The following is a 24107-nucleotide window of genomic DNA, read 5'->3' as shown; positions in this document are numbered from 1 at the left end:
CGGGACGTCGTCGTCAGCTCGGTTGGACGGGGAAGCCCGGACCGGGCGGTGCGGCGAGCAGCCCGGCCGTGGCCAGGGCGTCCCACAGATCCTCGGGTACGGCGATCTCGGACCGTCGCACCGTCTCGGCCACCTGGGCCTCGTTGCGGACGCCGACCACCGTCGACACCACGGCCGGATGCCGGCGGACGAAGGCGAGTGCCGCCTGCGGCAGAGTCACCCCGTACGTCTCGCAGACCCCTGCGATCCGCCGCGCCCGCTCGATCAGCTCGGCCGGGGCCTGCTGGTAGTTGTAGACGGCATCGGCCGGCGGCCGATCCTGCGCCAACAGCCCCGAGTTGTAGACGCCCGCGATGACCACGCCCACCCCCCGGTTCTCGGCGGCCGGCAGCAGGTCATCGGCCGCACCCTGCTCAAGCAGGGTGTACCGCCCGGCGCACATCATGACGTCGACGTCGGTCTCCCGCACGAACCGCGTCAGCATCGCCGACTGGTTCATGCCAGCGCCGATGGCACCCACGACGCCCTGGTCCCGCAGGTCGATGAGGGCGGGCACGGCCTCGTGTGCGGCCTGCTCCCAGTGGTCGTCCGGGTCGTGCAGGTAGACGACATCCATCCGGTCCAGCCCGGTCCGGCCCAGGCTGGCCTCGATGGAGCGGAGGACGCCGTCGCGGCTGAAGTCCCACACCCGCCGGTGGCTCGCGGGGACATCGAATCCGCCGGAGTCCCGCAGGTGCGCGTCCTGGGGCGACGGCACCAGGAGTCGCCCGACCTTCGTCGACACCACGTACTCGTCGCGCGGCCGGTGCCGCAACGCGGCGCCGAGTCGGCGCTCGGACAGCCCGAGACCGTAGTGCGGCGCGGTGTCGAAGTATCGGACGCCCGCCTCCCACGCCGCGTCCACCCCCGAGGCGAACTCCTCGTCCGTCGTCGCCCGGTAGAGGTTGCCACCCTGGGCCGCGCCGAAGCCCAGCTCGGTGAGACGTACCTCCGGGCGACGCGGCAGTGCACGCGCCCTCATGACGCCTCCAGCCCGTGGAGGCGGCACACGGGCTCGCCCTGGTGGTCGAGCACGAGGCGCATCTGCTGGCCCGTCATCGGCCCAGCCACCCGCCGTCGACGGGCAGTACGATGCCGTTGACGTAGTCCGACGCGGTCGACGCCAGGAACACCGTGGCACCGCCGAGATCGTCGGCGCGGCCCCACCGGCTGGCCGGGATCCGGGCGAGGATCGCCTGGTTGCGGTCAGGGTCGTCGCGCAGCGCCTGGGTGTTGTCGGTGGCGATGTAGCCGGGGGCGATGGCGTTGACGTTCACCCCGTGGGCCGCCCACTCGTTCGCCAGCGCCTTGGTGAGGCCAGCCACGCCCGACTTCGACGCGGCGTAACCGGGGACGGTGATGCCGCCCTGGAAACTCAACAGCGACGCGGTGAAAATGATCTTCCCTCGGCCACGCTCGACCATCGTTCGGCCGATCTCCCGGCTCAGGACGAACTGGCTGCTGAGGTTCACCTCGATCACGTGGTCCCACATCTCGTCCGGGTGCTCCGCGGCCGGGGTCCGGGCGATCGTGCCGCCGTTGTTCACCAGGATGTCGACCGGCCCGAGGGCGGTGACGTCGCGGGCCAAGCGGTGCACGGCGGCCCGGTCGCCGAGATCCGCCCGCAGCGCGGTGAACCGCCGACCAGCGGCCCGCACCCGGCGTTCGACCTCGCTGCCCTCCGCCTCCAGCTGGGCGGAGACACCCACGATGTCGGCACCGGCCAGGGCCAGGGCCTCGGCCATGGCGAGGCCGATACCGCGCCGCGCCCCGGTCACGACGGCGGTCCGTCCGGACAGGTCGAACATGGCCGTCACTTGTTGCCCTCCCGCACATCGAGCAGCACCTTCATCACGCCGCCACCCTCCAAGGCGGCGAAGGCGGCGCTGGCCGACTCGACCGGCTCGACCCGGGAGATGAGCTGCCGTGCCGGGATCGCACCCGAGGCGACCAGCCGGATCGCCTCCACCATGTCGTCGCGCTGATAGAGCCGGGCGCCGAGGAGCTCCAGCTCGCGCCAGAAGAACCGGTGCAGGTTGACCTCCCGCGGCTGGGGATGGATCGCCACCATGACGAGCCGGCCGCGGGTAGTGAGGACGTCGACCGCCGTGGTGACGCCGGCGGCGGAGCCGGACACCTCGAAGGCGATGTCGGCGCCCGCGCCATCGGTCCGGTCGTTGACCAGTGCGACGACATCGGTCGATCGCGGGTCGACGGTGTCGATACCGATCCCCTCCGCCACCTCACGTCGGAACGGGTCCGGCTCGACGAGGAGCACCCGCGCGCCGCGGCCCCGCGCGACGGTGGCGATGAGGACCCCGACCGGGCCACCGCCGACCACGACCACCTGGTCGTCGGCGGTCACGTTCCCCCGGCGTACGTCGTGCACGGCGACCGCGACCGGCTCGACGAGCGCCGCGTGGTCGAGTGGCAACTCCTCCGGAAGTGGCAGGACCAGCTCCGCCGGCACGTTCCAGTAGGACTGCATGGCACCCGGTGAGTCGATCCCCAGAAAGTTCATCGCGTGGCAGACATGGGAGTTCCCACGCTGGCAGGCCGCGCACCGTCCGCAGGGCCGAGTCGGCATCACGGTGACGGCCTGACCGACGTTCCAGCCGGTCACGTCCTCGCCGACGGCCGCGATGCGCCCGGACATCTCGTGCCCGATGATCGCGGAGTCACCAACCCGGGCATCCATGTCCCCGTGGTAGATGTGCAGATCCGTGCCGCAGATGCCGGTGTACGCCACCTCGATCCGCACCTGGCCGCGGCCCGGTGGCTCCGGGTCACGGTCCTCGATCCCGAGGTGTCGCGCCCCCCGGTAGACGACTGCCTTCATCGTTCCTCCGTCTCGACGGTCGGTACGTCGATCGTGCCGACCGGGCATGGTCGTGGGTGCACCGCCGTCGCGATGCACCCACGCTCTCCCTGTTCTGTTGGTCAGCTCAGTGCCGTGCGGTCGGCGACACCTCGTTGCGGGAGTTCAGCGGCACGACGGGCACCTGGCGGGCGGGAATAACCCCGTCCACCCCGCCCAGCAGCCGCCGTCCGGCCCGCTCCGGCCGGACGTTGGGACTATCGGCCGTCTGCGCCTGCGGGCGGCGGTTGGCCACCCGGATCCGCTCCTCGTCCACCCGGACCCCCAGCCCGGGTGAGTCGCCGAGGATGAAGGCACCATCCTCGACGTGCAGGTCGATGGAGACACCGACTGGCGGATGCAGGTCCTGCAACTCGCTGGTCAGGTGGTTCGGCACCGAGGTCGCGGCGTGCAGCAGCCCGAACGGGCTGTTGCCGATCGGGCTGACCGGCAGGTCGTGAGCGTGGGCCAGAGCGGACGCCCGCAGGAAGTGGGTGACCCCCCAGACGGCGGCCATCTGGACGACGTCGACCGCGCCGGCGGCGATCAGCGGACGGTACTGTTCGAGCCCGGTGAGGTTCTCGCCAGTGGCGACCGACGCGCACACTCCTCGGCTGACCGCGGCGAGACCCTCGGCGTCCCAGCGCCGGACCGGCTCCTCGATCCAGATGAGGTCCAGGGTGCGTTCCAGTTCGCAGACGTGCCGGACGGCCTGCTTGCGGGTCCACACCTCGTTGACGTCGAGCATCAGACCCGGCCGCCGACCGTGCCCGGCGTCGGTCAGGACCTCCTTGACCAGGCCGAGGCGATGCCGGTCGCTCTCGATGTCGAGGCCGCCCTTGAGCTTGGCCGCTCGTAGGCCGTGGCTCGCGTAGACCTCGTACTCCGCGACGAGTTCATCGTCGGTGAGCCCGATGTCCAGACCGGACGCGTAGGCGTTGACCCGCCGGTCACGTCCGCCCAGCAGCCGCCACAGCGGCTCGCCGGCCGCCTGCGCCTTGATGTCCCAGAGTGCGGTGTCCAGAGCGCCGATGGTGCCGAACACCGGCCCCGCGTGGCCCGCCTTGAAGGTGTGCCGCAGCATGCGGTCGTACAGGGACGTCACGGCACGGGGGTCTTCGCCCTCGATGGCTGCGAAGATCCGCTCGATCTCGACGTGCGGCCCGAGGCCGACCCCCGAGATGCCCTCGTCGGTGTCGACGATGACGATCGAGACCGGGACCACCCCGTCGGCGAACACCCCGTTGGCATCGCCGACGGGCCGCCCCCATTCCTGGACCGTGGTGAGCGTCCGATATCCCGTGATCCGCATGTCAACCCTTCGTGGAACCGGCGGCGACGCCGTCGGCAATTTGGCGCTGGAGGAACAGGTAAACCAACAAGACGGGTATCGCGGCGATCAGCACCCCGGAGGCGAAGGTGGGGATGTTGTCGGAGTACTGCCCGCGCAACGAGGTCACACCGACCATGAGCGTCCGGTGCTCGGCCGAGGGCATCATCACCAGCGCCATGAGGACGTCGTTCCAGCAGAACAGGGCGTTGAGGATGCCCACCGACAGCAGCGCCGGGGTGCCCAGGGGCAGCATGATCCGCCGATACACGCCGTACACGGTGCTGCCGTCGATCCGGGCGGCATCGACGATCTCCGGCGGGATGCCCTTGTAGTAGCTCGTCATGAGAAAGACGGTGAAGGGCAGGAACTGGGCCACGTAGACGAGGACCAGCCCGGGGTACGTGTCGATGAGCGCGGTGTCGGCCATGATCCGGGCGAGCGGCACCATGACCACCTGGAACGGGATGAAGAGCCCCGCGAGGCAGCCCAGGAACAGCGCCGACGAACCGCGGAACCGCAGTTGGCTCAGGGCGAAGCCGGCCATCGACCCGAGCAGCAGCAGCAGGAGCACCGACGCCGTCACCACGAGCAGCGAGTTGACGAAGTAGCGGCCCATGCCGACGCTGTTCCAGGCCGTGCTGATGTTCTCCCAGCGCAGGGCGTCGGTCAGCGAGAACCGGTCGAGGATGTAGTCACGCCGCGTCTTCATCGCGACGTTGGCGGTGAACAGCAGGGGGTAGATCGTCGCCAGCGCGAGCAGTGACATCGGGATGGCAATCAGCCACCAACCCAGACGGACGCGAGACATCAATCCTCCTTCCCGGCTCGTTCGAGCAGTTTGATCTGGAGCAGCCCCACCACGAGCATGATCATGAACAGGATCGTCGATGCCGCCGACGCGAGGGCCGGCCGGTTCATCTGGCCCTGCTTGATCCAGATGTAGTACTCCGGCAGGTACGTCGAGCCCTCCGGGCCACCGGTGGTCATGACGTAGAGGAGGCCGAACATGGAGGTCAGCATCCCGATCATCGTGGTCACGAAGACGAACTGGATGGTGCGCGAGAGGCTCGGGATGATCACGTGCCAGACGACCTGGCGTAACGACGCCCCGTCCACCCGGGCGGCGTCCAGCAGCGCGGCGTCCAGGGTGGCGAAGCCAGCGAGGAACACCACCAGGGCCATCCCGAAGGTGGCCCAGATGTGCACGCCGACCACCATGAACATCGCGAGGTCCGGGTCACCGAGCCAGTCCACCGGGCCGACACCGACCGAGGAGAGGACGGCGTTGAGGGGGCCGTCGAAGGCGAGCAGCATGTTGAAGATCGCACCGACGATGACCGGGGAGAGCACCGCGGGGAAGAAGTAGACGCTGCGATAGAAGCGGTGGCCGGGCACCCGGAGGTAGATGAACGTCGCGAGCAGACCGGGAATCGCCACCGCCACCGGAAGCAACAGCACCAGCAGCCCGACGTTGCCCAGCGCGGTCTGGAACAGCGGGTCCGCGAACAGCTCACGGTAGTTGCCGAATCCGACCGCCGTCCCGTTCTGCTCACCGTCACCGGTGAAGGAGAAGTTGACCCCGAGGAGCAGCGGGTAGAGGCGCAGCAGCACGATGATCAGGACGGCCGGTGCGACCAGAATGTAGGGGGCGTAGCGTTCGGCCCGCAGGCCGCCGCGGGCGCGACGGGGACGCGCGCCTTTCCGATGTGCGGAGGGTGTGACCACCGCCCCGCCGGCCCGTCCGGCCTGAGCCGGACGGACCGACGGTTGCGTGTTTCCGATCGGCACGAGGTCAGCCCGCCTGGTCGGAAGCGGCCAACTGCTTCACCACCTCGTCGACGGTGATCGAACCGCTGAGCAGCTGCTGGGAGAGGCGCCCCATCAGGTCCAGCGTCTTCGAGGAGAGCGCGACGTGCAGAGCGGGCTTGCCGCTCTTCAGCTCGCTGACGAGCGTGGCGACGGCCGGCCCGGCCTGCGACACGTCGATGGTGGTGTCGGCGGCGATCGCGCCGGCGTCGGCGTAGAAGGCCTTCAACGCGTCGGCCGAGCTCAGGGAGCGCACCAGGTCGGCGGCCATCTTCGGGTCCTTGGTCCACTTGGCGACCGCGTAGCCGATGCCACCGTCGTACGGCAGGCTCGGGGTGGTGCCGGCGGTGACGATCGGGGCCTTCATGACGCCGAGCTTCTCCGGGGTCAGGAACTCGTTGAAGTCCTGCCAGTGCCCCACGTCCGACATCAGACCCATGACGTGCGCGGCCTTACCGGACTGGAAGAGCGCGAAGGAGTCGTTGAACATCGCGGTCGAGTTGGCCCCGTCGCTGTTCATCTTCTTGTCGCCGGCCTCCTTCCAGAGCTGGAAGAGCCGCTTGACGTTGGGCGACTGCCAGTCGCGCTTGCCGGTGATCCAGGCGTCGTACTCCTGGGCGGTGAGGGTGGTCGACCCGAGGCTCGAGAGCCAGAACTGGATGCCCACGCCCTCCTTGTTGCCCAGCGCGAAGCACTTGGCGCCGGCCTTGGCGATGGCGGTGCAGTCGGCGGTGAACTTGTCCCACGTGGTGGCGGGGCTCGCCGGGTCGAGGTTCGCCTTCTGGTAGATCGCCTTGTTGTAGTAGATGGGGTAGCCCTGCAGCGTCACCGGGCTGGCGTAGATCTTGGCGTCCTTGGTGAACGCTTCCCAACCGGCCAGCCGCTGCTTGTCCTCGGTCACGTAGTCGTTGAGCGGCACGAGCGCGTCCACCCGGTCGCGGATCTGGCCGCCACCGTTGAACAGCATGACGTCCGGACCCTTGCCGGACTGGATCGCCGCACCGAGCAGCGTGTAGTACTGGTCGAAGGGCTGTGCGACGAACTCGACCTCGACGTCGGAGTGCTTCTTTTTGAAGTCGGCCTTCGCCTTGTCCAGATAGGATTTGGCGAACGGCTCGCCGGACTTCCAGTCCCACACGACCAACTTGCCGTCCGAGCTGGTCGACTTGCCAGAATCGCTAGCACTTCCACAACCGGCCAGGGCCAGGCCCACAACGAGGACGGCCGACCACATTGCGCGCTGTCTCATCAGTTGTCACCTCTATATGGGGGGTGGCCGGCGGGTGTCCCGCGAGCCAATGTTGACCGGAAGGTAACTCGTATGACGTGTGACGTCAACACTCGGCCGTACACTGAGCCAGACGTCGTGCCACGGCGAGCCATTCGGAGGGGGACATGACGCCACCGCAGGAAACAGCCCTGAACAGCCCGGCGACCCCGGCGTGGGTGCGTCGGCCGACCAACCTCGCCAGGGCGGTCACCGCCGAACTGGTGGAGCGCATCGTCCGCGGCGTACACCCGTCCGGGACGTCCCTGCCCCCTGAGCCGATCCTCTGCGAGACCTTCGGCGTGAGTCGGACCGTCGTTCGGGAAGCAGTGAAGATCCTTCAGGAGAAGGGGCTGGTGCAGGTCCGCCAAGGCGCCGGCACCATGGTCACCCCGCCGTCACACTGGGACATGCTCGACGAGCTCGTCCTCGCGGCCACCATCGCGGTGGACGACAGCCTCGCCATCCTCGACGACCTGGTCGTCACCCGGCGCATCCTGGAATCCGACATGGCGAATGTCGCCGCCCGCCTCGCCGACGCGGAGACCGTCGATCGACTGCGCGCGATGGTGGACCGGATGGACGAGTTGGTCGACGACCACGTCACCTACCACGACCACGACCGGGCCTTCCATGACACGATCATGCAGGCATCCGGGAACCGCATCGCTCGTGGCGTCGTTCGCGCACTGGAGAGCCAGGTCATCAACACCGCCCGCTACATGGGCCGGACCGAACGCGCGTTGTGCGTGGCGTCCAACCAGGGCCACCGACGCATCTACGAGCGCATCGCCGCCCACGATTCCAACGGCGCCGCCGAGGCGATGTTCACCCACATCACCGAGGCCTGGCTGGTTCGTCGCAGTGGCTCGGGCAAGCCGGTTCGTCTGCAGCGCTGACGGACGACCGACGAAGCGGCGCCCACCCCCGGGGTACGGGAGCAGGCGCCGCCACCTGAGGCCGACCGGCCCTACGAGAACTGGGCGAAGAACCTCCAGATCTCACCCTTGGTCCAGGTCGTGATGCCGCTCTCGGCATAGGTGCCGTCCACCGGGCCGGGCATGTGACCGTTGTCGTACGCGGCCCACTGCACCGGGTACCCGGACCTGCAACCGGAGTAGGCGGTCGTGATGTGCGCACGACTGCCGCCTGCCGGCTCGGGCGGGTTCTGGGCGGCGCAACCGTTGTTGCGGACGAAGGTGTCGCGAAGCGCCCTGCCCTGGGAGATGTTCAGGACGTTGTCCGAGATGCCGTGCAGCCCGAAGTACGCGATGGGTTGCGTACCACCGCTGCACCCGCTGATCTGCCCACCGGAGATGACCGCGACGGCCCGGAAGACCGTAGCCCGCGCACAGGCGATGGCGTAGCTCATGCCGCCACCCCAGCTGAAGCCGAGGGCGAAGCGCTGTCGCGGGTTGACGCAGAGGCTGCTCTCGATCCGGCTGATCATGTCGTCGACGAAGGTGATGTCCTCACCGCCGGCGTTGCCCCAGCCATTGCCGAACCCCTGGGGCGCGACCAGGATCGCGCCGTTGTTCGACTGCTCCTGCTGCCCGTAGTAGGACCACGGGGTCCCGCTGGTGCCGCCGGAGGAGATCTCCTGCATGGTGCCACCACGCCAGTGAAACGCGAAGATCAGCCGGTAGGGGTTGCTGTTGTTGTAGTTGGCGGGCACCCGCAGGATGAACGTGCGACTCTTGCCGTTGCTCTGGATCGTGTGCGTGCCGCTGGACAGCGTCGGCGCCTTGCCGCACCCGCTACCACCCGAGGGCGGTGGGTTGCCGCCGCCGACGGGAACGAGTTGCCACTGCTGGTTGGTGCCGCCCCAGTCGGCGTACTGCACGACGTTTCCACCGTCGGCGGTGGACGCGCCCTGCACCTCGACGGCCTTGTTGCTGTTGCGGTTGATCAGCCGGACGTGGCCACCGTCCGAGTCGGCCAGCCGGAACTGCTGGTTCGTCCCGTTGAGGTCGGACCATTGCACGATCGCGCCGCCGTCAGCGGTGGAGAAGTTGCTGACGTCGAGCACCTTGCCCGAGTGCCGGGACTTGATCCGGTAGTAGCCACCCCCGGAATCCACGAACTGCCACTGCTGGTTGGCGCCGTTGTTGCGCGTCCACTGGCTGATCCGTGCGCCGTCGTTGGTGGCCGAGGCGTACAGGTCCAACGCCTTGCCACTGTTCCGGTTGACCAGGGCGTACCAGGCGTTGGTGTCCACGGTCGCTGCCGACGCCGGCGCCGCGTTGACCGCGACGAGCATGCCGGCTGCCAGGACCGCGGCCGCCGCCGCAGCCAACCCTGACCGCCAGCGACGTCTTGCTGGGGAGGCGGGACGAGCCGCACCGATGGGTTTCATGGTCCACTCCTTCGATCGGGGTCACCCACGAGCAGAGCCCGCGCGTGCCCTGGCGTGCGTGCCGGCGTCCCGGTGGTGGTGTCGGCACGATCGGGCTGTTGGGGCGGGCGAGGTGCGGGCACCCTGACAGTCGCGGCGGCCCGCCCCATCGGGGCGGGCCGCCATCCCCACCACCTTCCGGCGACACGTCGTCGAGCGGTGTCCAGGATGGTGGGTACGGTCCGGTCGTCAGCCGATCCGAACCAGTTGCCACTGCTGGTTGGTGCCGCCCCAGTCGGCGTACTGCACGACGTTTCCACCGTCGGCGGTGGACGCGCCCTGCACCTCCACGGCCTTGTTGCTGTTGCGGTTGATCAGGCGCACGTAGCCATCAGCCGAATTCGCGAGTCGGAACTGCTGGTTCGTGCCGTTGAGGTCGGACCACTGCACGATCGCGCCGCCGTCGGCGGTGGAGAAGTTGCTGACGTCGAGCACCTTGCTGGAGTTGCGGGCCTTCACCCGGTAGTAGCCACTTCCCGAGTCGACGAACTGCCACTGCTGGTTGACGCCGTTGTTGCGCGTCCACTGACTGATCCGCGCCCCGTCGTTGGTGGCCGAGGCGTACACGTCCAGCGCCTTGCCGCTGTTCCGGTTCAGCAACACGTACCAGGCGCTGGTGTCCACCCCGGAGCCCGGCGGGGGCGTGGTGGGCGGGGTCGAGCCGCCGTTCAGAGCGTCCAGGACGGCGGTGTACGCGGCCTTCTTGTTGCCGTTGCAGTCGAAGAGCAGGGCATTGTCGGACCCGCGCCAGGAGTCACAGTCCCGTACACCCCACGTGGTGATGCCGGTGCAGCGCGAGACGGCCAGGCAGGCGCGGGTGACCGAGCCGAAGATGTTGGCCTGGTTACCGCCGGTCATCACGTCGAGCTCGGTGATCTGCACATCCACACCGAGATCGGCGAAACGCTGCAGATTGGCCTGGTAGTCACCGGCCAACGACGTGCCCAGGTGCGACTGGAAACCCACACAGTCGATCGGCACCCCACGAGACCGGAAGTCCCGCACCATGTTGTAGATGCCCGTCGACTTCGCGTTGATCCCGTCGGTGTTGTAGTCGTTGTAACACAACTTCGCACCCGGATCCGCCGCCCGCGCCGCCCGGAACGCCGCCTCGATCCAGTCATTACCGGTGCGCTGCAGGTTCGAGTCACGACGCCCACCGCTACCACCGTCAGCGAACGCCTCGTTCACCACATCCCAGGCATAGATCTTGCCCCGGAAATGGGTGGCCACCTGCGTGACATGGTTGATCGCCGCGTTACGCAACGCGGTACCCGACATCCCCTGCGCCCAACCCGGCTGCTGCGCGTGCCACAACAACGCATGACCGCGCACACTCATGCCATTGGCCTGCGCGTGACTGACCAGACGATCACCACCGGTATAGCTGAACCGACCCTGCTGCGGCTCGGTGGCGTCCCACTTCATCTCGTTCTCAGGCACGACACTGTTGAACTCGCGGTTCAAAATGGTCGTGTAGGCGCTGGTGGACAACTTGCCCGTCGCGACGGCTGCCCCGAAATAGCGGCCCTTCTCGGCTGCGGCCGCCTTCAAGGTCGTGCCAGCACCGGCTGCGGGAGTCAGCGCCACCGTCATACCAGTGGCGAGGGCGGCGACCATGGTCGCCGCAGCCAACATCGTTCTCATGGGTTTCATGTCGTTCCTTTTCAGTGGTTGCATCGGTGGTGGTGATGTGCCACTTCGCTCGGGACAACTGGTCGGGACGGTCATCCTGGCCGCCCGGCATCAGCACACGCGGTCCGAGAGGGCTGTCGCCGGCAACTGCCGGGTCCCGAGATGACGTCCGCATGCCCTGGAGGACGTCGTGATCGGAGGTACGGCCCCGCGCGGCTCGCCCGGTGAGCTGCGGGAGCGACCGTCCTCTATATCGAGAGTGAGCGATAACATGCCGTTCGTCAAGACGTAACGGGCCGTTCACGCCGATCTTCCGGTACGCCACGTTTCGCCCGGTACCAACCGCCCAGAGCGACCGTGCTCAGGCGCCGGACGACCAGCCGACGAGCAGCACCGCCCTGCCACCGGGGCCGCACCGGACGGCAACGCTGTTATCGCTCACAGTCGTCGGCCGACGACCGTCCTCGTTCACCTCAACGGCGCGTCCTGCACGGTTGCCTGAGACCGGGTCGACGTCCACGCGAGCGTGCGCCGGTCACCCACGAGGTGGTGACCGGCGCACGCCTCGTTCGGGCGTCGCCAGGATCAGCGGTAACCGGCGGTCACCACGTTGGCCTGCACGGCGCTCTCGGTCGCGTCGGACGGATAGCCGGCGACCATCGCCCCCTCGTAGAAGGTGCCGGCGCTCAGGTTGGCGCCGCCGTCGGGCTTGCAGCAGTCACCGCCGCTGCCCAGGATGATCGCGCCCTGCTTCTTCATCGGGCTGTATCCCGGCGGGAGCGAGCCGTCCCACAGCGTGTAGAGACTGCCGGACTGCGCGTCACTGCCCTTGATGGCGAAGCGGGACGTGCCGTTGTTCTTGAGCGTCGCGGTGACGAACTTGCTGGTGAACGCGCGTTGGTTCGGGTTCCAGGAGCTGCTGCCGCCCGGGAAGAGACCCCATTCGAGGTCGGCCTGCACCCAGGGTCCGCTGCCGGAGCAGCCACCGAACCAGCACTGCTTGCCGAAGTTGATGGCGTCCATCGCCCCGGCGGCGTCGGCCTTCCGGGTCGTCTCGCTGTTGCCGTAGTCGAAGCAGCAGCCGCTGTTGACGTGGGTCCCGCTGGTCACCATGTACATGCCCTCGGGTGCCGCGCCGGTCGGCACGCCGGTGAGGTGCCCGTCGCGCCAGTAGCTGTTGCCGGGGTTGATGTAGAGCGAGTATGCCTTGGCGCCACCCACGGTCAACGACTCCGAGGTCGCGACCGCCGGCTTGCTCTGCGGTGAACCCGGCACCACGCTGGACCCCTGGTACCAGAGGTCGTTACCGCGCCCGGACTGGTCGAAGACGACCGTGATCACGCAGGTCGTGCCGGTGCAGAACGAGTCCTGCGTCGCCGCGTTGGCGGTGCCGCCCGTGCCCGTGAGCCCGATGTTGCGGGTCGTGTTGTCCGACGAGCGCCGGACCTGGTAGAGGTTGCCGGCGTACGCCGCATAGAGCGCCCGCGTCGTGCTGTGCGCCGCAATGCACGGGGTGCCGCCGGAGGCGTAGATGTCGCACGGGCGCGCGCCGGTCGGCGGGTTGGTCGGCGGCGGGGTGGTCGGCGGCGGGGTGGTGGTCGGCGAGGCCCACTGCTGGTTGGCGCCGCCGTTGCAGGCCCAGAGGATGACTTTGGTGCCGTTCGCGGTGGCGGCGCCGTTGGCGTCGAGGCAGAGCCCGGACTGCACGCCGGTGATGGTGCCGTTGCTGTTGACGTTCCACTGCTGGTTGTTCTGGCCGTTGCAGTCCCAGATGATCACCTGGGTGCCGTTGGTCGTGCCTCGGCCGGAGGCGTCCAGGCACTTGTTGCCGTACGCCTGGATCTGCTTGCTCGACGTCCACGTCCACCTCTGGCCGGCACTGCCGTTGCAGTCCCAGAGTTGCGTCTGGGTGCCGTTGGTGGTGCTGGAGTTGGGCACTTCGAGGCAGCGGCCGGACGGCGTACCGATGATCGGGGTGCTCTGCCCCGGTTCGATGGCGGCCGCCATCGCGGCTGCCTCGGCGGTTGGCGACGGGGCACCGGGGGTGGCACCGATGCCGACGAGGACGCCGACCAGAGCACCCGCCAGGGCGGTCAGACGCCGGGCGCGCTGACGTCTCGGGACGAGATCACGGGCTTTTCCTGGCCCGACAGGGGACGGGGTTCGCACGAGGGGGCTCCTCGGAGTCGTGGAAGCGCGGGGGATTGTCGACGCGCCACGGGGGTGGTGGCGATGGCGAATCGATTCGCAGCGAATCGTAGGACCTTTGTTCTATTCATGTCAATGAATGTGGCTCCGGGGTGGTGCGCTGGCCGTTGGGCGGACGGCCAGCGCACCACCTCCCCCGGACACCTACCGCCCCAGGACCCGCCAGGTCTGGTTCAGCGGGCTGCCCTGGTTGACCGCCTTGCAGGTCCACTGGTGGACCAGCGCACCGGCCGCCGTGGAGACCGCGTTGACATCGACGCACTTGCCACTGTGCCGAGCGACGAGCTGGTAGTCGTGTGAGTCGTTGCCCGAGTAGGTCACCTTGCGCAGCGTGAACTGCTGGTTGAGGCCGTTCAGGCAGGTCCACTGGTGCACGGCCGCGCCGTCGGCGGTGGAGACGCCGCTGACGTCGAGGCACTTGCCGCTCTGCTGGTTGACCACCGTGTAGGTGTTGGCCACGCCAGTCACCGGGCGGAAGTTCCAGAGCTGCTGGTCACCGCCGTCGCAGTAGTTCTGCTGCTGGACGTTGCCGTCGGCGGTGCTCAGACCGGCGTTGTTCAGGCACTGCTGGGAATGTTGGGCCACCGCCACCGACTGGAAGCCACCGTCCGAGGGAGGCAGCAGCGTGACGGTGTAGGTGTCAGTCTGGTTGGTGTACGGCAGGGTCACCGTGGCGTTGTTGTTGGACACCCCAACCACGCTGTTCGAGACAGTGACCGGCCCCGCCACGGCACCGCCACCATTGTGCGGGATGCGTTGGGTGAGGACCCGGACCTGGTTGTTCTGCACGATGCCGCTGGTGGTGTCCAGGCGTTGCAGGTTGACGGCCAGGTTCCCGGTGGTACGACCACCGCCGATGAGCACCTTCGCCACCCCGGCGGTCTTCGTGGCGTACGCGTCGTACGACTGGCTGGGGGTCACCGCGACGATCTCCCCGACCTGGGAGGCGTAGTAGCGGTAGTTCCACCACTCCCCCTTGGGCTGGTGCTGGCCGGCCGAGTTGCGGACCAACAGGTTGCCGAGGTCGTTGTGCAGGCTGCCACCGCTGGCCCAGTTCGCCCGTAGGCCGTCGGCCCGGACCCGCTCCAGACGGGCGATGTACCAGGCGCCGTCGGCCGGGTTCTGCTCGTCGGGCGCGCCGTACTCGTTGATCTGGTACGGCCGGGGGTGCGCGATACCGCGCGGGTCGAGGGTGGCGTTGGCGGCGGCGACGTTGGCGACCGGGTCACCCGGCAGCGAGTGCCAGCTGATGATGTCCGGCACCGTGTTGGTCGAGCGGACGAAGTCCAGGTACTGGTTCCAGAAGGTGTGCGTGGTCGACGGCACGCAGGCGCAGCTCGGCCCGACGATGAGCTGGCTGGGGAACTCCGCCCGGATGCGCTGGTAGGTCCGACGCCACAGTTCGAGGTACTGGGAGATCGGCCGGTTCCAGAAGATGGTGATGTTGGGTTCGTTCCAGATGTCCCACTGCACGGACAGCCCGGACGCCCGGACGTCGTTGATCAGTCGGGTCAGGAAGTTGTCGTAGTCGGTCCAGTTGCCGTTGTCGCCCGGGAAGCGGGAGATGCCAGCGCCGTCCGCGCCCCAGAGGTCGTGCGGCAGGATGATGAACTTTCCGCCGAGGGCGGTGGTCCGACGCGCCTGGGCGAGGGTGGAGTTCCAGCGACGGTCGTAGGTTCCGCCGACCCAGCCACTGCCCGGGAGCTGCGCGCCGCCGGCGCGCATGTACTGGAACTTGACGTCTCGGTAGAAGTGGTCGGCCGGGCCGCTGGCGTTCTCGGTCATGCCGTAGATCCAGCCGGACGCGCGGTAGGTCGGCGCACCGCTGGTCGTGGCGAAGTTGACACTGATCGACTCGTCGGCGGCCTGAGCCGGAGACGCGACGACGGTTACGGCGGCAGCGGCGGCGAGCAGGCCAACCACGAGTCGGGCGACGAGCGCGCGGGCTCGTCCTGACCTGCCGCGGGACGGGGTTTTCACGGGCGGCTCCTTGGTGGGGCGTGGGGGACGCTCTCCGGAGGGCTGCACTTGCGAATCGATTCGCACGATCGTAGGACCGGAAACTGAACCATGTCAATGAAGTGACACTGCGGTAAAGCCCGTGTTTCCCAGCGCGGCTTCCCGCCCGGCCATCCATCCCTTGACCAGTGGGCAGGGACAGACCTATCTTCGTGCGAACCGATTCGTCGAATCGGTTCGCCTCATGGTCGGACCGCGTCCGACCCGCGACGGTCAACCCGCACCGCCCACCTGACAATCGACTTGAAGTGAGGCAACACATGACAGGACTCAGTCGTCGGCGGCGCCTGGCCGCCGTCGCCGTGATAGCGCTCGCCGCAGCGGCGGGCAGTGCCTGCTCGTCGTCCGGCGACAGCCCCACCGACGGCGGCGCCTACCTCGTCTGGGATCCGTACCCGCAGTTCGCCGCCGACTCCGAGTGGGTCTCGCTGCTCAAGAAGTGCGGCACCACCGCGGGGGTGACGGTCGAGCGGACCGGCTACGACACCACCGACCTGACCAACAAGGCGCTGCTCGCCGCGCAGCAGGCAAACTCGCCGGACGTGCTGATCGTGGACAACCCGGTCATCTCGACACTGGCCGAGGCCGGCGCGCTCACCACCACCGACGACAACAAGCTGGACGTCTCCGCCATGGCGGCGAACCTGCTCGGCGCCGGCCAGAGCGAGGGCAAGACGTACGGGGTGCCGATCGGAGCGAACACCCTCGCTCTCTACTACAACAAGGACCTGCTGACCGCCGCCGGTGTCGATCCGACCACGGTCAAGGACTGGACCTCACTGACCGCGGCGCTGACCAAGGTCAAAGCCGCCGGGAAGAAGGGCATCACCTTCTCGGCCATCGGCACCGAGGAGGGCAGCTTCCAGTTTCTGCCCTGGTTCTGGGGATCGGGAGCTCAACTGACCAGTTTGGACTCGCCGCAGGCGGTGTCCGCGCTGACGCTCTGGACCGACTGGCTCAAGCAGGGCCACGCTCCGAACTCGGTCATCAACAACACCCAGACCACGAGCTGGCAGGAGTTCGCCACCGGCGACTACGCGTTCGCCGAGAACGGCACCTGGCAGCTGGCCAACGCCGAGAAACTGGGCTTCTCGTACGGCACGATCGCGATCCCGGCCAGCGCGGGCGGCCCAGCGCCAGCGCCCACCGGCGGCGAGTTCGTCTCCATCCCGGTGCAGAAGAACACCGGCCGGTACGACACGTCGCAGAAGCTCGTCGCCTGTCTGACCAGCGCCGACAACCTTCTCACCACGGACACCACGCTGTCCTACGTCGCACCCGTCACCGCGGTCCAGGATCGGCAGGCCACCGCCGATCCCAAGCTCAAGGTCTGGGTGGAGGCGGTCCGGGCAGCCAAGGGCCGTACCGGTGACAACCTCGGCACGAAGTACCCGAAGATCTCCGAATCCCTGTGGACCGCGGTGCAGGCGGCCCTCAGCGGCGGCAAGTCGCCGCGCGAGGCCCTGGCCGCCGCGCAGGCCGCGGCCACGACCAGGTAACCACGCCGAACCGACACCATGCCCCTCACGACACAGACCTCCAACGCCGCACGAGACCAGGGTGGAGCGGCGAAGGCCGCCCCACCCGGGCCTCCCCCGTCCCGCGTCCGCCGGCCCGACCGATGGCTGGCATGGGGCTTCCTGGCGCCGGTGACCATCTACCTGATCGCCTTCTACGCCTACCCGCTCTACCGCAATGTCGAGTTGAGCCTGCGCGAGTACACCGTCCGCTCGTTCGTGCAGGGCGGCGCGCCCTTCGCCGGTCTCGACAACTACCGAACGGTCCTCAGCGACCCCGCCTTCGGGCCGACGCTGGCGCACACCCTGATCTTCACCGGCGCGTCGCTCGCCTTCCAGTTCAGCATCGGCATGGCCCTGGCGCTCTTCTTCCACCAGCATTTTCCGCTGTCGCGCACGTTGCGGGCGTTGATTCTCGTGCCCTGGCTGCTGCCACTGATCGTCTCGGCGTCGACCTGGTCGTGGCTGCTCAACAGCGACTCGGGTCTGGTCAACGCGGCACTCGGCGTGGTCGGCATCGACCCGGTCAACTGGCTCACCTCGCCGGGGTGGTCGCTCACCTCGGTGATCATCGCGAACATCTGGATCGGCATCCCGTTCAACCTGGTGGTGCTCTACAGCGGGCTACAGGGGATCCCGGTCGAGATGTACGAGGCGTCCGCGCTCGATGGGGCGTCGAGCTGGCAACGGTTCTGGCGGATCACGTTCCCGCTGCTGCGCCCGGTCTCCACGATCACGCTGCTGCTGGGGCTGATCTACACGCTGAAGGTCTTCGACATCGTCTGGATCATGACCAGGGGTGGCCCGACCGGCTCCTCCGCCACGCTCGCCACCTGGTCCTACCGGCTCGGCTTCGGCAACATGCTGCCCGAATTCGGCCCCGGCGCGGCCATCGGAAACCTGCTCATCGTGATGGCCCTGATCGCCGGGCTCGTCTACATCCGGATCGAGCGGAGGCAGCACCTACGATGACCACCTCAACGCCTCGGTCCTGGTGGAAGACCGGCATCGGCCTGGTGCTGACCGGGCTGATGCTCTTCCCCGTCTACTGGATGATCAACGTGTCGTTCACCCGGGACCAGGACATGCGGGCCAGTCCCCCGCACCTGTTCCCGACCAACGGCACACTGGACGGCTACCGCGCGGTGCTCGACCAGCAACTGCCGTACCTCGGCACCAGTTTCCTGGTCGGCCTCGGCACGGTGGTGCTCACCGTGGCGCTGGCCGCCCCCGCCGGATACGCGCTGGCGAAGCTCCGGCCGCCCGGCGGCCCGGCGCTGAGCTTCGTGCTGCTGATCGCGCAGATGATCCCGGGCATCATCATGGCGATGGGCTTCTACGCCATCTATCTCAATCTCGGCGTCCTGAACACGCTGCCCGGCCTGATCCTGGCCGACACGACACTGGCGGTGCCGTTCGGCGTGCTGATCTTCACAGCCTTCATGTCCGGGATCCCCGACGAGCTGATCCAGGCCGCCGTGGTCGACGGCGCGGGTCGGCTGCGGACCTTCTGGTCGGTCGTGCTGCCGGTCAGCCGCAACTCGATCGTCACGGTGTCGCTGTTCGCGTTCCTGTGGTCCTGGTCGGACTTCATCTTCGCCTCGACCCTCGCCGGCGGCGGTGACCACCAGCCGATCACCCTCGGCATCTACCACTACATCGGCAACAACAATCAACAGTGGAACGCCATCATGGCCACCGCTGTCGTCGCCTCCATCCCCGCCGCCGTGCTCCTGATCCTGGCCCAGCGGTACGTCTCGATGGGCGTGACCGCCGGCGCCGTCAAGGACTGACCACCCGCACCACAGAAAGGCACCTGCCACCCATGACCGCCGCCCCGTCCGGTCCGGAGTTCGGAATCCAGGACATCCCGTTCAGCTACCGAGGATCCTGGTTCAACATCTCCCCGGTGGTAGCCGAGAAGACGTACGCCGACGATCTGCACCTGGTCTCCCACCAGACCGGGCTGCACCCCGTACTGCGCCTCGCCCCCACAGTCGCCGACGCCACGGTCGTCGCCACGCCCGCGCTGCTGACCTGGCGCAGCGGCGCCGACCGGATCGAGGCCGTCTACGACGGGCCGGAGACCCTGCGGATCCGGGGCCGCCGGCTCGGCCTGCGGGTAGCCGCGGCGGCGAGCAGCCTCACCCCGTTCAGCGGCACCTACCTGTACCTCGATCCGGTCGACGGGTCACACGTGTTCACCTCGTACGAGACCGGTCGCCGCTACCGGATCACGGTGCTCTCCGGTGCTCTCCAGCGGACCGACGGCGTCGAGGCGCTCGGCACCGCCGACCGGTCCGTGGACCTTCCCGACGACCAACCGTGGGAGATCGCGATCGAGGAGTACGCGACCGCCCGCCGCCCGTACACCGCCTCCGTCACCTTCGACCAGCTGTGCCGCGACCGGTTCGCCGAGTTCGCCGCGTTCGTCGAGGCGATCGCACCGTGGCGGAGTGCGGAGACCCCGGCCGCCGAACTGGCCGCATACGTACTCTGGTCGGCCACCGTCGCCCCGGCGGGCTTCGTCACCCGGCCGGCCGTCCTGATGTCCAAGCACTGGATGGACAAGGTGTGGAGCTGGGACCACTGCTTCAACGCGATCGCCCTGGCCGGCGGCGAGCCGGAGCTGGCCTGGCACCAGTTCCACCTGCCGTTCGACCACCAGGACGAGGCCGGCGCCCTACCCGACTCGATCACCCACTCCGAGGTCCTGCACAACTACGTCAAGCCCCCCATCCACGGCTGGGCCCTACGACACCTGCGTCGGCGTCTTCCCCAGCCGCCGGACCGGGCGGCGCTGGCGGAGACATACCACCGACTTGCCCGCTGGACCCGGTTCTGGCTCGACGCGCGCCGGGCACCCGGCGACGATCTGCCCCACTACCAGCACGGCAACGACAGCGGTTGGGACAACGCGACCACCTTCCACGACGGCCGGGTCCTCCAGACGGCCGACCTCGCCGCGTTCCTGGTCTCGCAGCTTCGCTGCCTGGCCGACCTCGCCATCGAGCTGGGCGAGCCCGCCGACCAGTGGTCCCGGGAGGCCGAACGGATCCACGGGGCCATGCTGCGGGACCTGTGGGACGGCGAACGCTTCACCGCCCGCAACCCCCACACCGGGAAGCAGCGGGCGAGCCGCAGCCTGCTCGACCTGATGCCCGTCGCGCTCGGGGCCGACCTGCCGGCCCCGGTCGCCGCCGCACTGGCCCGGGGCGCCGAAACCCACCTGACCACACACGGGCTGGCCACCGAACCGACGGACTCGGCCCACTACCTCGCCGATGGCTACTGGCGTGGCCCCATCTGGGCACCGTCCACCGTCCTGGTCGAGGACGGCCTGCGGCGGGCCGGGCAGATCGGGATCGCCGACGAGATCAGTCGACGATTCCTCGCGCTGTGTGAGAAGTCCGGGTTCGCGGAGAACTTCGACGCCGAAACCGGGGCCGGGCTCAGGGACCGCGCGTACACCTGGACTGCCAGCAGCTATCTCATCCTCGCCGCTGCTCAGGAGGAGCGGCGGGTCACCGCTGGGTAGCCGCATCGACCCCGCGGGCCCGGACCGGACCGGTGCTGGAGCGCAGTGAGATGGGCGGGCTGTACAGCCGGTGTCGTGGCACCGCCCCGGGCGCCGCGATGATCTCCAGCAACAGCGACACCGCCTCGGCGCCCATCTCGACCATCGGGACGTCCGCAGCGGTCAACGGCGGGCGGAAGTCCTCCGCCCAGTGCTGGGCGGCGACCCCGGTGACGGAGAAGTCGCCCGGCACCGAGAGGCCGGCGCTGGTCAGTGCACGCTGCATTCCGGGCAGCGCCGCCTCGTTGATGGTGGCCACGGCCGTAACGTCCGGGTGGGTCGCGAGCAGTTCTTCCACGCATGCCTCGCCGGAGGCCGTGTCGTCGCCGGAGCAGACCTCCACGCCGGTCAGGCCCCGCTCCACCGCCGCCGCCCGGAAACCAGCCAGCGCTCGATGGCTGGGGCCGTAACCGGCGGCCACCAACTCGGCGGAGCGGTTGACCAGCGCCACGTGCCGATGCCCCAGATCGGCCAGGTGGTGTACGCAGCGGCCGATCAGCCCGGCGTAGTCGATGTCGATCCAGCTCATGCCGTGCGGCTCGGCGGTCCGCCCGATCGTGACGAACGGCAGACCGGCTTTCGTCAGCCGAGTCACCCGGTCGTCGTCCAGGCGGATCTCCATCAGGACCACACCGTCCACCCGACGGCCGGTGACGATCCGCTCGAACGACCGGTCGTGGTCACCGCCGGACGGAGACAGCAGCACATCGAGGTCATGCCGGGCGGCCGCCTCGACGACGCTGGCGACGAAGCCCAACTGCATGTCGGTCAGCCGCTGGCTCGCCGGAGGGATCACCAGTCCGAGGGTGCGGGTGCGTCCCTCCTTCAGCGCACGGGCGCTGGCGTTCGGTCGATAGTCGAGCTCGTCGATGACCGCCTGGATCCGCTGCCGGGTCGCCTCCGACACGGTCCGCTTCCCGCTCAGCACGTAGGACACGGTGCTGCGGGACACCCCCGCCCGGCGGGCGATCTCCCCGATGTTCATACCGCGCCCTCGAATCGATTCTTGCCCCGACACGGGGACGCACACTGCTTCGCCGACGAGCATATCCGTCCCGACTCTCGGGCCCGAGTCGGAAAAGTTCCGGAGCAATCACGATGGGCGTCCGACCATTTCCGCATTTGGTCCGCCGGTGGGTGTCGCCGCACATCCGATGGTCGGGCGAATCGGACCGGTGGCGGAGGGAGGTGGCGCATTTCATGGACGAACATTAATGTGAAAGGTATGACGTGTGACGTAACTATGGAACCCACCACGCCGCCACACCGCCGAAAGGATCCGATGAATGTGAAGAGACGGTCCACCCGTAGCTGAAGACCGGCGCGCGGTGCTGCTGCTACCTTTCATCCGTTTGCCGGGTCGGCCGAAACAACGGGAGTTCACGATGAACGAGGCCATCCACGATCGGACGCCGTGATCGGCTCCGACCGGCGACGGGTCTCCGTCGCCGCCGCCGCGACGCTGGTGTGCAACCTCGTGATCGGTGTCCTGGCCGTCGTTCCGCTGGGCATGGTCGTCTCCTTGCTGGCCCACCGGCTCGACGGGCCGTACTCGATGGGCACGAATCACACCTACGCGAAGATCGCCGGCCGTTATCCCCCGTTCGAGGTCGACACGGATGAGGCTTCCCTTGTAGGAATGCTCGTCGTCGTCGCCTCGGTCATCCTCGGTGCGGCCTTCCTGGGGGTGAACGCCCTCCTCGTACGCCGCACGCGGAAAGCGGTTCCGGCCCACGTCGCGTGGCTCGCGGCCGCGGCGGTCGCGTGGTTGCCGGGGCTCTACTTCCTCGCCAACTGGTGGTTCGACAGCGCGCCGTAGGCCGAGTCAGGGTCGCAGCCACCGCAACGCGGCGTCGGCGGTGTCCTCGGGGCTGCTGTTGAAGGCGATGGCCGCGCCGGGAGCATGCTGCCGGACGAGGTTGACCACCTTCTCAAAGAGCTCGAGCAACGGCTCGTGCTTGCGGATACCGCCGCCGACGACCACGCAGGCGTAGTTCCGCCGGGTCAGCGCCTCGACGATCGCCCCCTCCGCGTCCTCGTCGGGCGCCACCAGGCACAGGTCGGCCTCAATGCCGTGCTCGTCGAAGCGGGCCTGACCGCGTGCTATCGCCGCCACGACCGGCGCAGGATCCCACCCGGGAATTCGGACCGGATCGACACCGATCACCAGCACCCGTCTCAGTGTCATGTGTGCTCCCACCTCCACGGAAATTTTTCCCCCAGCCCACGGCCCGCAGCTTGCCGCCACCGAACGAACTCCTACTGCTTCCCCCGCCCTGCGCTCTGCGCTAGTCCTGGGCGACGGGTCTCCGGGTGTCGATCTTGATCACCCTCGCCAGCTCGCTGAGGTCATCGTTGAGCTGGTGATCGCGCCCGGGCAGCAGGTGCACCTGCGCCTGCGGAATGGCGGCGGCGTACAGGTCGGCATGCGACGGCGGAGCCGTTTCATCCTGAAGCCCGTGGAACACGTGCACCGGCACGCCGTGCGGCAGCCGCGCGCCGAGGTCGTATGGCCGCTCGAACTCGTCACTGAGCCAGCCGCCCGGACCGACGAACGGGGCGGCGATCAGTACGATTGCCCTGAGCTTCCGCTCCGGCGGCCGCTCAGCGAGCGCATTGATGAGGATCGTCGCGCCGACCGAATGGCCCGCGACGACCGCTCCGTCAGCCAAGGTCGCGATCTCCCGCCGGATGGCCGCGCTCCACCTGGCGTAGCTCGGGTCGTCCTCGTCGGGCATCCGCGGGTAGCGGACCTCGTACCCGTCACCGAGCTCCCGCCGCAAGCTGTCGAACAACTTGTCGTCCCACTCGTCGTGCGCGCCCGCGCCGCCGCCCTGAATGAACAAGATCTGCCCGATACCTGTCATGCCGATCCTCCTTCGCACCCTCGCGCACCCACCGTTTCGCCAGGAGCAGGGCCGTCGGCCCTCGATACATCGGCGGACGGAGCGCTCTTGACCAGCCCCTGAAGCCTGCGATGATTTCCAGATCTCCGGACCTCGAATTTTGTCCGCTGCTGTCGATCCGCAGCCCTCCCGGCTCGTCGTCAATGTAGAGGCCACTACCGAAGGGCCGACACACGATGGGATATCAGACATGGCGAAGTACATGGTCCTGATCTACGGCGACGCCCAGCAGTGGGACGCGATGACCGACGAGCAGTGGAGGGCACACGACGCCGCCCACGAAGCGTTCGTGGCCAGAGCCGGGGCGCAGATCATCGACGGGCAACAGCTGGAGCTGGCATCGGCGGCCACCTCGCTGCGCTCGGACGCGCTCGGCCAGCTCAACACGACGGACGGGCCGTTCCTGGAAACCAAGGAGGCGCTCGGCGGCTACTACCTGCTCGAGGCGACCGACCTGGACGAGGTCACGTCGATGGTGACACTGCTTCCCGAGGTGCATGCGACGCACAGCGGTGTGGAGATCCGTCCCGTGGTCGACCACGGATGAA

General features: G+C 68.4%; 21 protein-coding genes. 7 read left to right on the top strand and 14 right to left on the bottom strand.

Translation table 11 applies throughout. The annotated features are described in order from the left end of the window. Positions 1-13: 13 nt before the first annotated feature. The 7 genes from JOD64_RS23300 to JOD64_RS23270 form a co-directional block, all read right to left on the bottom strand. Positions 14-1021 carry an aldo/keto reductase gene (locus JOD64_RS23300; protein ID WP_204944149.1) on the bottom strand — a complete coding sequence of 336 codons (1008 nt, stop codon included), beginning with the start codon at positions 1019-1021 and terminating at the stop codon, positions 14-16. Between the two features lie 73 nt (positions 1022-1094). Next, positions 1095-1847, bottom strand: a complete 753-nt coding sequence (gene kduD / locus JOD64_RS23295) for a 2-dehydro-3-deoxy-D-gluconate 5-dehydrogenase KduD (protein WP_204946204.1) — start codon at positions 1845-1847, stop codon at positions 1095-1097. Positions 1848-1852: 5 nt separating this feature from the next. After that, entirely contained in the window at positions 1853-2878 is a 1026-nt protein-coding gene (locus tag JOD64_RS23290) for a zinc-dependent alcohol dehydrogenase (protein ID WP_204944148.1), read from the bottom strand. 106 nt (positions 2879-2984) lie between these two features. Continuing rightward, positions 2985-4208 carry a mandelate racemase/muconate lactonizing enzyme family protein gene (locus JOD64_RS23285; RefSeq protein WP_204944147.1) on the bottom strand — a complete coding sequence of 408 codons (1224 nt, stop codon included), beginning with the start codon at positions 4206-4208 and terminating at the stop codon, positions 2985-2987. Position 4209: 1 nt separating this feature from the next. Further along, a complete protein-coding gene (locus JOD64_RS23280; RefSeq protein WP_204944146.1) occupies positions 4210-5037 on the bottom strand; it encodes a carbohydrate ABC transporter permease in 828 nt (275 codons plus the stop codon). Continuing rightward, positions 5037-6017: a carbohydrate ABC transporter permease gene (locus JOD64_RS23275; RefSeq protein ID WP_204944145.1), complete on the bottom strand. Its 981-nt coding sequence runs from the start codon at positions 6015-6017 to the stop codon at positions 5037-5039. The genes JOD64_RS23280 and JOD64_RS23275 overlap by 1 nt, the downstream gene beginning before the upstream one ends. A 4-nt stretch (positions 6018-6021) precedes the next feature. Next, complete coding sequence (locus JOD64_RS23270) at positions 6022-7284, bottom strand: ABC transporter substrate-binding protein (RefSeq protein ID WP_204944144.1); 1263 nt, start codon at positions 7282-7284, stop codon at positions 6022-6024. A 146-nt stretch (positions 7285-7430) separates the two neighbouring features. Here JOD64_RS23270 and JOD64_RS23265 point away from each other — a divergent pair, with 146 nt between their 5' ends. After that, complete coding sequence (locus JOD64_RS23265) at positions 7431-8201, top strand: FadR/GntR family transcriptional regulator (RefSeq protein ID WP_204944143.1); 771 nt, start codon at positions 7431-7433, stop codon at positions 8199-8201. A gap of 71 nt (positions 8202-8272) precedes the next feature. Here JOD64_RS23265 and JOD64_RS23260 read toward each other — a convergent pair whose 3' ends face one another. From JOD64_RS23260 to JOD64_RS23245, 4 genes are all read right to left on the bottom strand, one after another. Continuing rightward, complete coding sequence (locus tag JOD64_RS23260) at positions 8273-9658, bottom strand: RICIN domain-containing protein (RefSeq protein WP_204944142.1); 1386 nt, start codon at positions 9656-9658, stop codon at positions 8273-8275. A gap of 228 nt (positions 9659-9886) precedes the next feature. Next, positions 9887-11353 (bottom strand): endo-1,4-beta-xylanase, encoded by a 1467-nt coding sequence (locus JOD64_RS23255; RefSeq protein WP_204944141.1) that lies wholly within the window; start codon positions 11351-11353, stop codon positions 9887-9889. Between the two features lie 564 nt (positions 11354-11917). After that, complete coding sequence (locus JOD64_RS23250; protein WP_204944140.1) at positions 11918-13501, bottom strand: arabinofuranosidase catalytic domain-containing protein; 1584 nt, start codon at positions 13499-13501, stop codon at positions 11918-11920. A gap of 183 nt (positions 13502-13684) precedes the next feature. After that, on the bottom strand, positions 13685-15520 hold the full coding sequence (locus tag JOD64_RS23245) for an RICIN domain-containing protein (RefSeq protein ID WP_204944139.1): 1836 nt from the start codon (positions 15518-15520) through the stop codon (positions 13685-13687). Between the two features lie 299 nt (positions 15521-15819). On the opposite strand from JOD64_RS23245, the gene JOD64_RS23240 reads away from it, so the two are divergent. From JOD64_RS23240 to JOD64_RS23225, 4 genes are all read left to right on the top strand, one after another. Further along, the gene (locus JOD64_RS23240; protein ID WP_204944138.1) at positions 15820-17058 is read left to right on the top strand and encodes a sugar ABC transporter substrate-binding protein; all 1239 of its coding nucleotides are present in this window, start codon (positions 15820-15822) and stop codon (positions 17056-17058) included. 150 nt (positions 17059-17208) lie between these two features. Next, positions 17209-18048, top strand: coding sequence for a carbohydrate ABC transporter permease (locus JOD64_RS23235; RefSeq protein WP_307813578.1), 840 nt, complete (start codon positions 17209-17211; stop codon positions 18046-18048). After that, positions 18045-18869: a carbohydrate ABC transporter permease gene (locus tag JOD64_RS23230; RefSeq protein WP_204944137.1), complete on the top strand. Its 825-nt coding sequence runs from the start codon at positions 18045-18047 to the stop codon at positions 18867-18869. The genes JOD64_RS23235 and JOD64_RS23230 overlap by 4 nt, the downstream gene beginning before the upstream one ends. 32 nt (positions 18870-18901) lie before the next feature. Continuing rightward, positions 18902-20614 (top strand): amylo-alpha-1,6-glucosidase, encoded by a 1713-nt coding sequence (locus JOD64_RS23225; protein ID WP_204944136.1) that lies wholly within the window; start codon positions 18902-18904, stop codon positions 20612-20614. Here JOD64_RS23225 and JOD64_RS23220 read toward each other — a convergent pair. Continuing rightward, entirely contained in the window at positions 20601-21638 is a 1038-nt protein-coding gene (locus tag JOD64_RS23220) for a LacI family DNA-binding transcriptional regulator (protein ID WP_204944135.1), read from the bottom strand. The two genes, JOD64_RS23225 and JOD64_RS23220, sit on opposite strands and share 14 nt — an antisense overlap. A 429-nt stretch (positions 21639-22067) precedes the next feature. On the opposite strand from JOD64_RS23220, the gene JOD64_RS23215 reads away from it, so the two are divergent. Further along, positions 22068-22472 (top strand): hypothetical protein, encoded by a 405-nt coding sequence (locus tag JOD64_RS23215; protein WP_204944134.1) that lies wholly within the window; start codon positions 22068-22070, stop codon positions 22470-22472. Between the two features lie 6 nt (positions 22473-22478). On the opposite strand, the gene JOD64_RS23210 is transcribed toward JOD64_RS23215, so the two are convergent. Beyond that, entirely contained in the window at positions 22479-22841 is a 363-nt protein-coding gene (locus JOD64_RS23210; protein WP_204944133.1) for a hypothetical protein, read from the bottom strand. A gap of 100 nt (positions 22842-22941) precedes the next feature. After that, positions 22942-23538, bottom strand: a complete 597-nt coding sequence (locus JOD64_RS23205; protein WP_307813576.1) for an alpha/beta fold hydrolase — start codon at positions 23536-23538, stop codon at positions 22942-22944. Positions 23539-23749: 211 nt separating this feature from the next. Between JOD64_RS23205 and JOD64_RS23200 the strand changes: the two genes are divergently transcribed. Further along, complete coding sequence (locus tag JOD64_RS23200) at positions 23750-24106, top strand: YciI family protein (protein ID WP_204944132.1); 357 nt, start codon at positions 23750-23752, stop codon at positions 24104-24106. The last annotated feature ends 1 nt before the right edge of the window (position 24107 follow it).

Origin of the sequence: Micromonospora luteifusca, from assembly GCF_016907275.1 — a bacterium.
Lineage (GTDB): Bacteria > Actinomycetota > Actinomycetes > Mycobacteriales > Micromonosporaceae > Micromonospora > Micromonospora luteifusca.
This window is presented reverse-complemented; position numbering and strand designations above follow the sequence as displayed.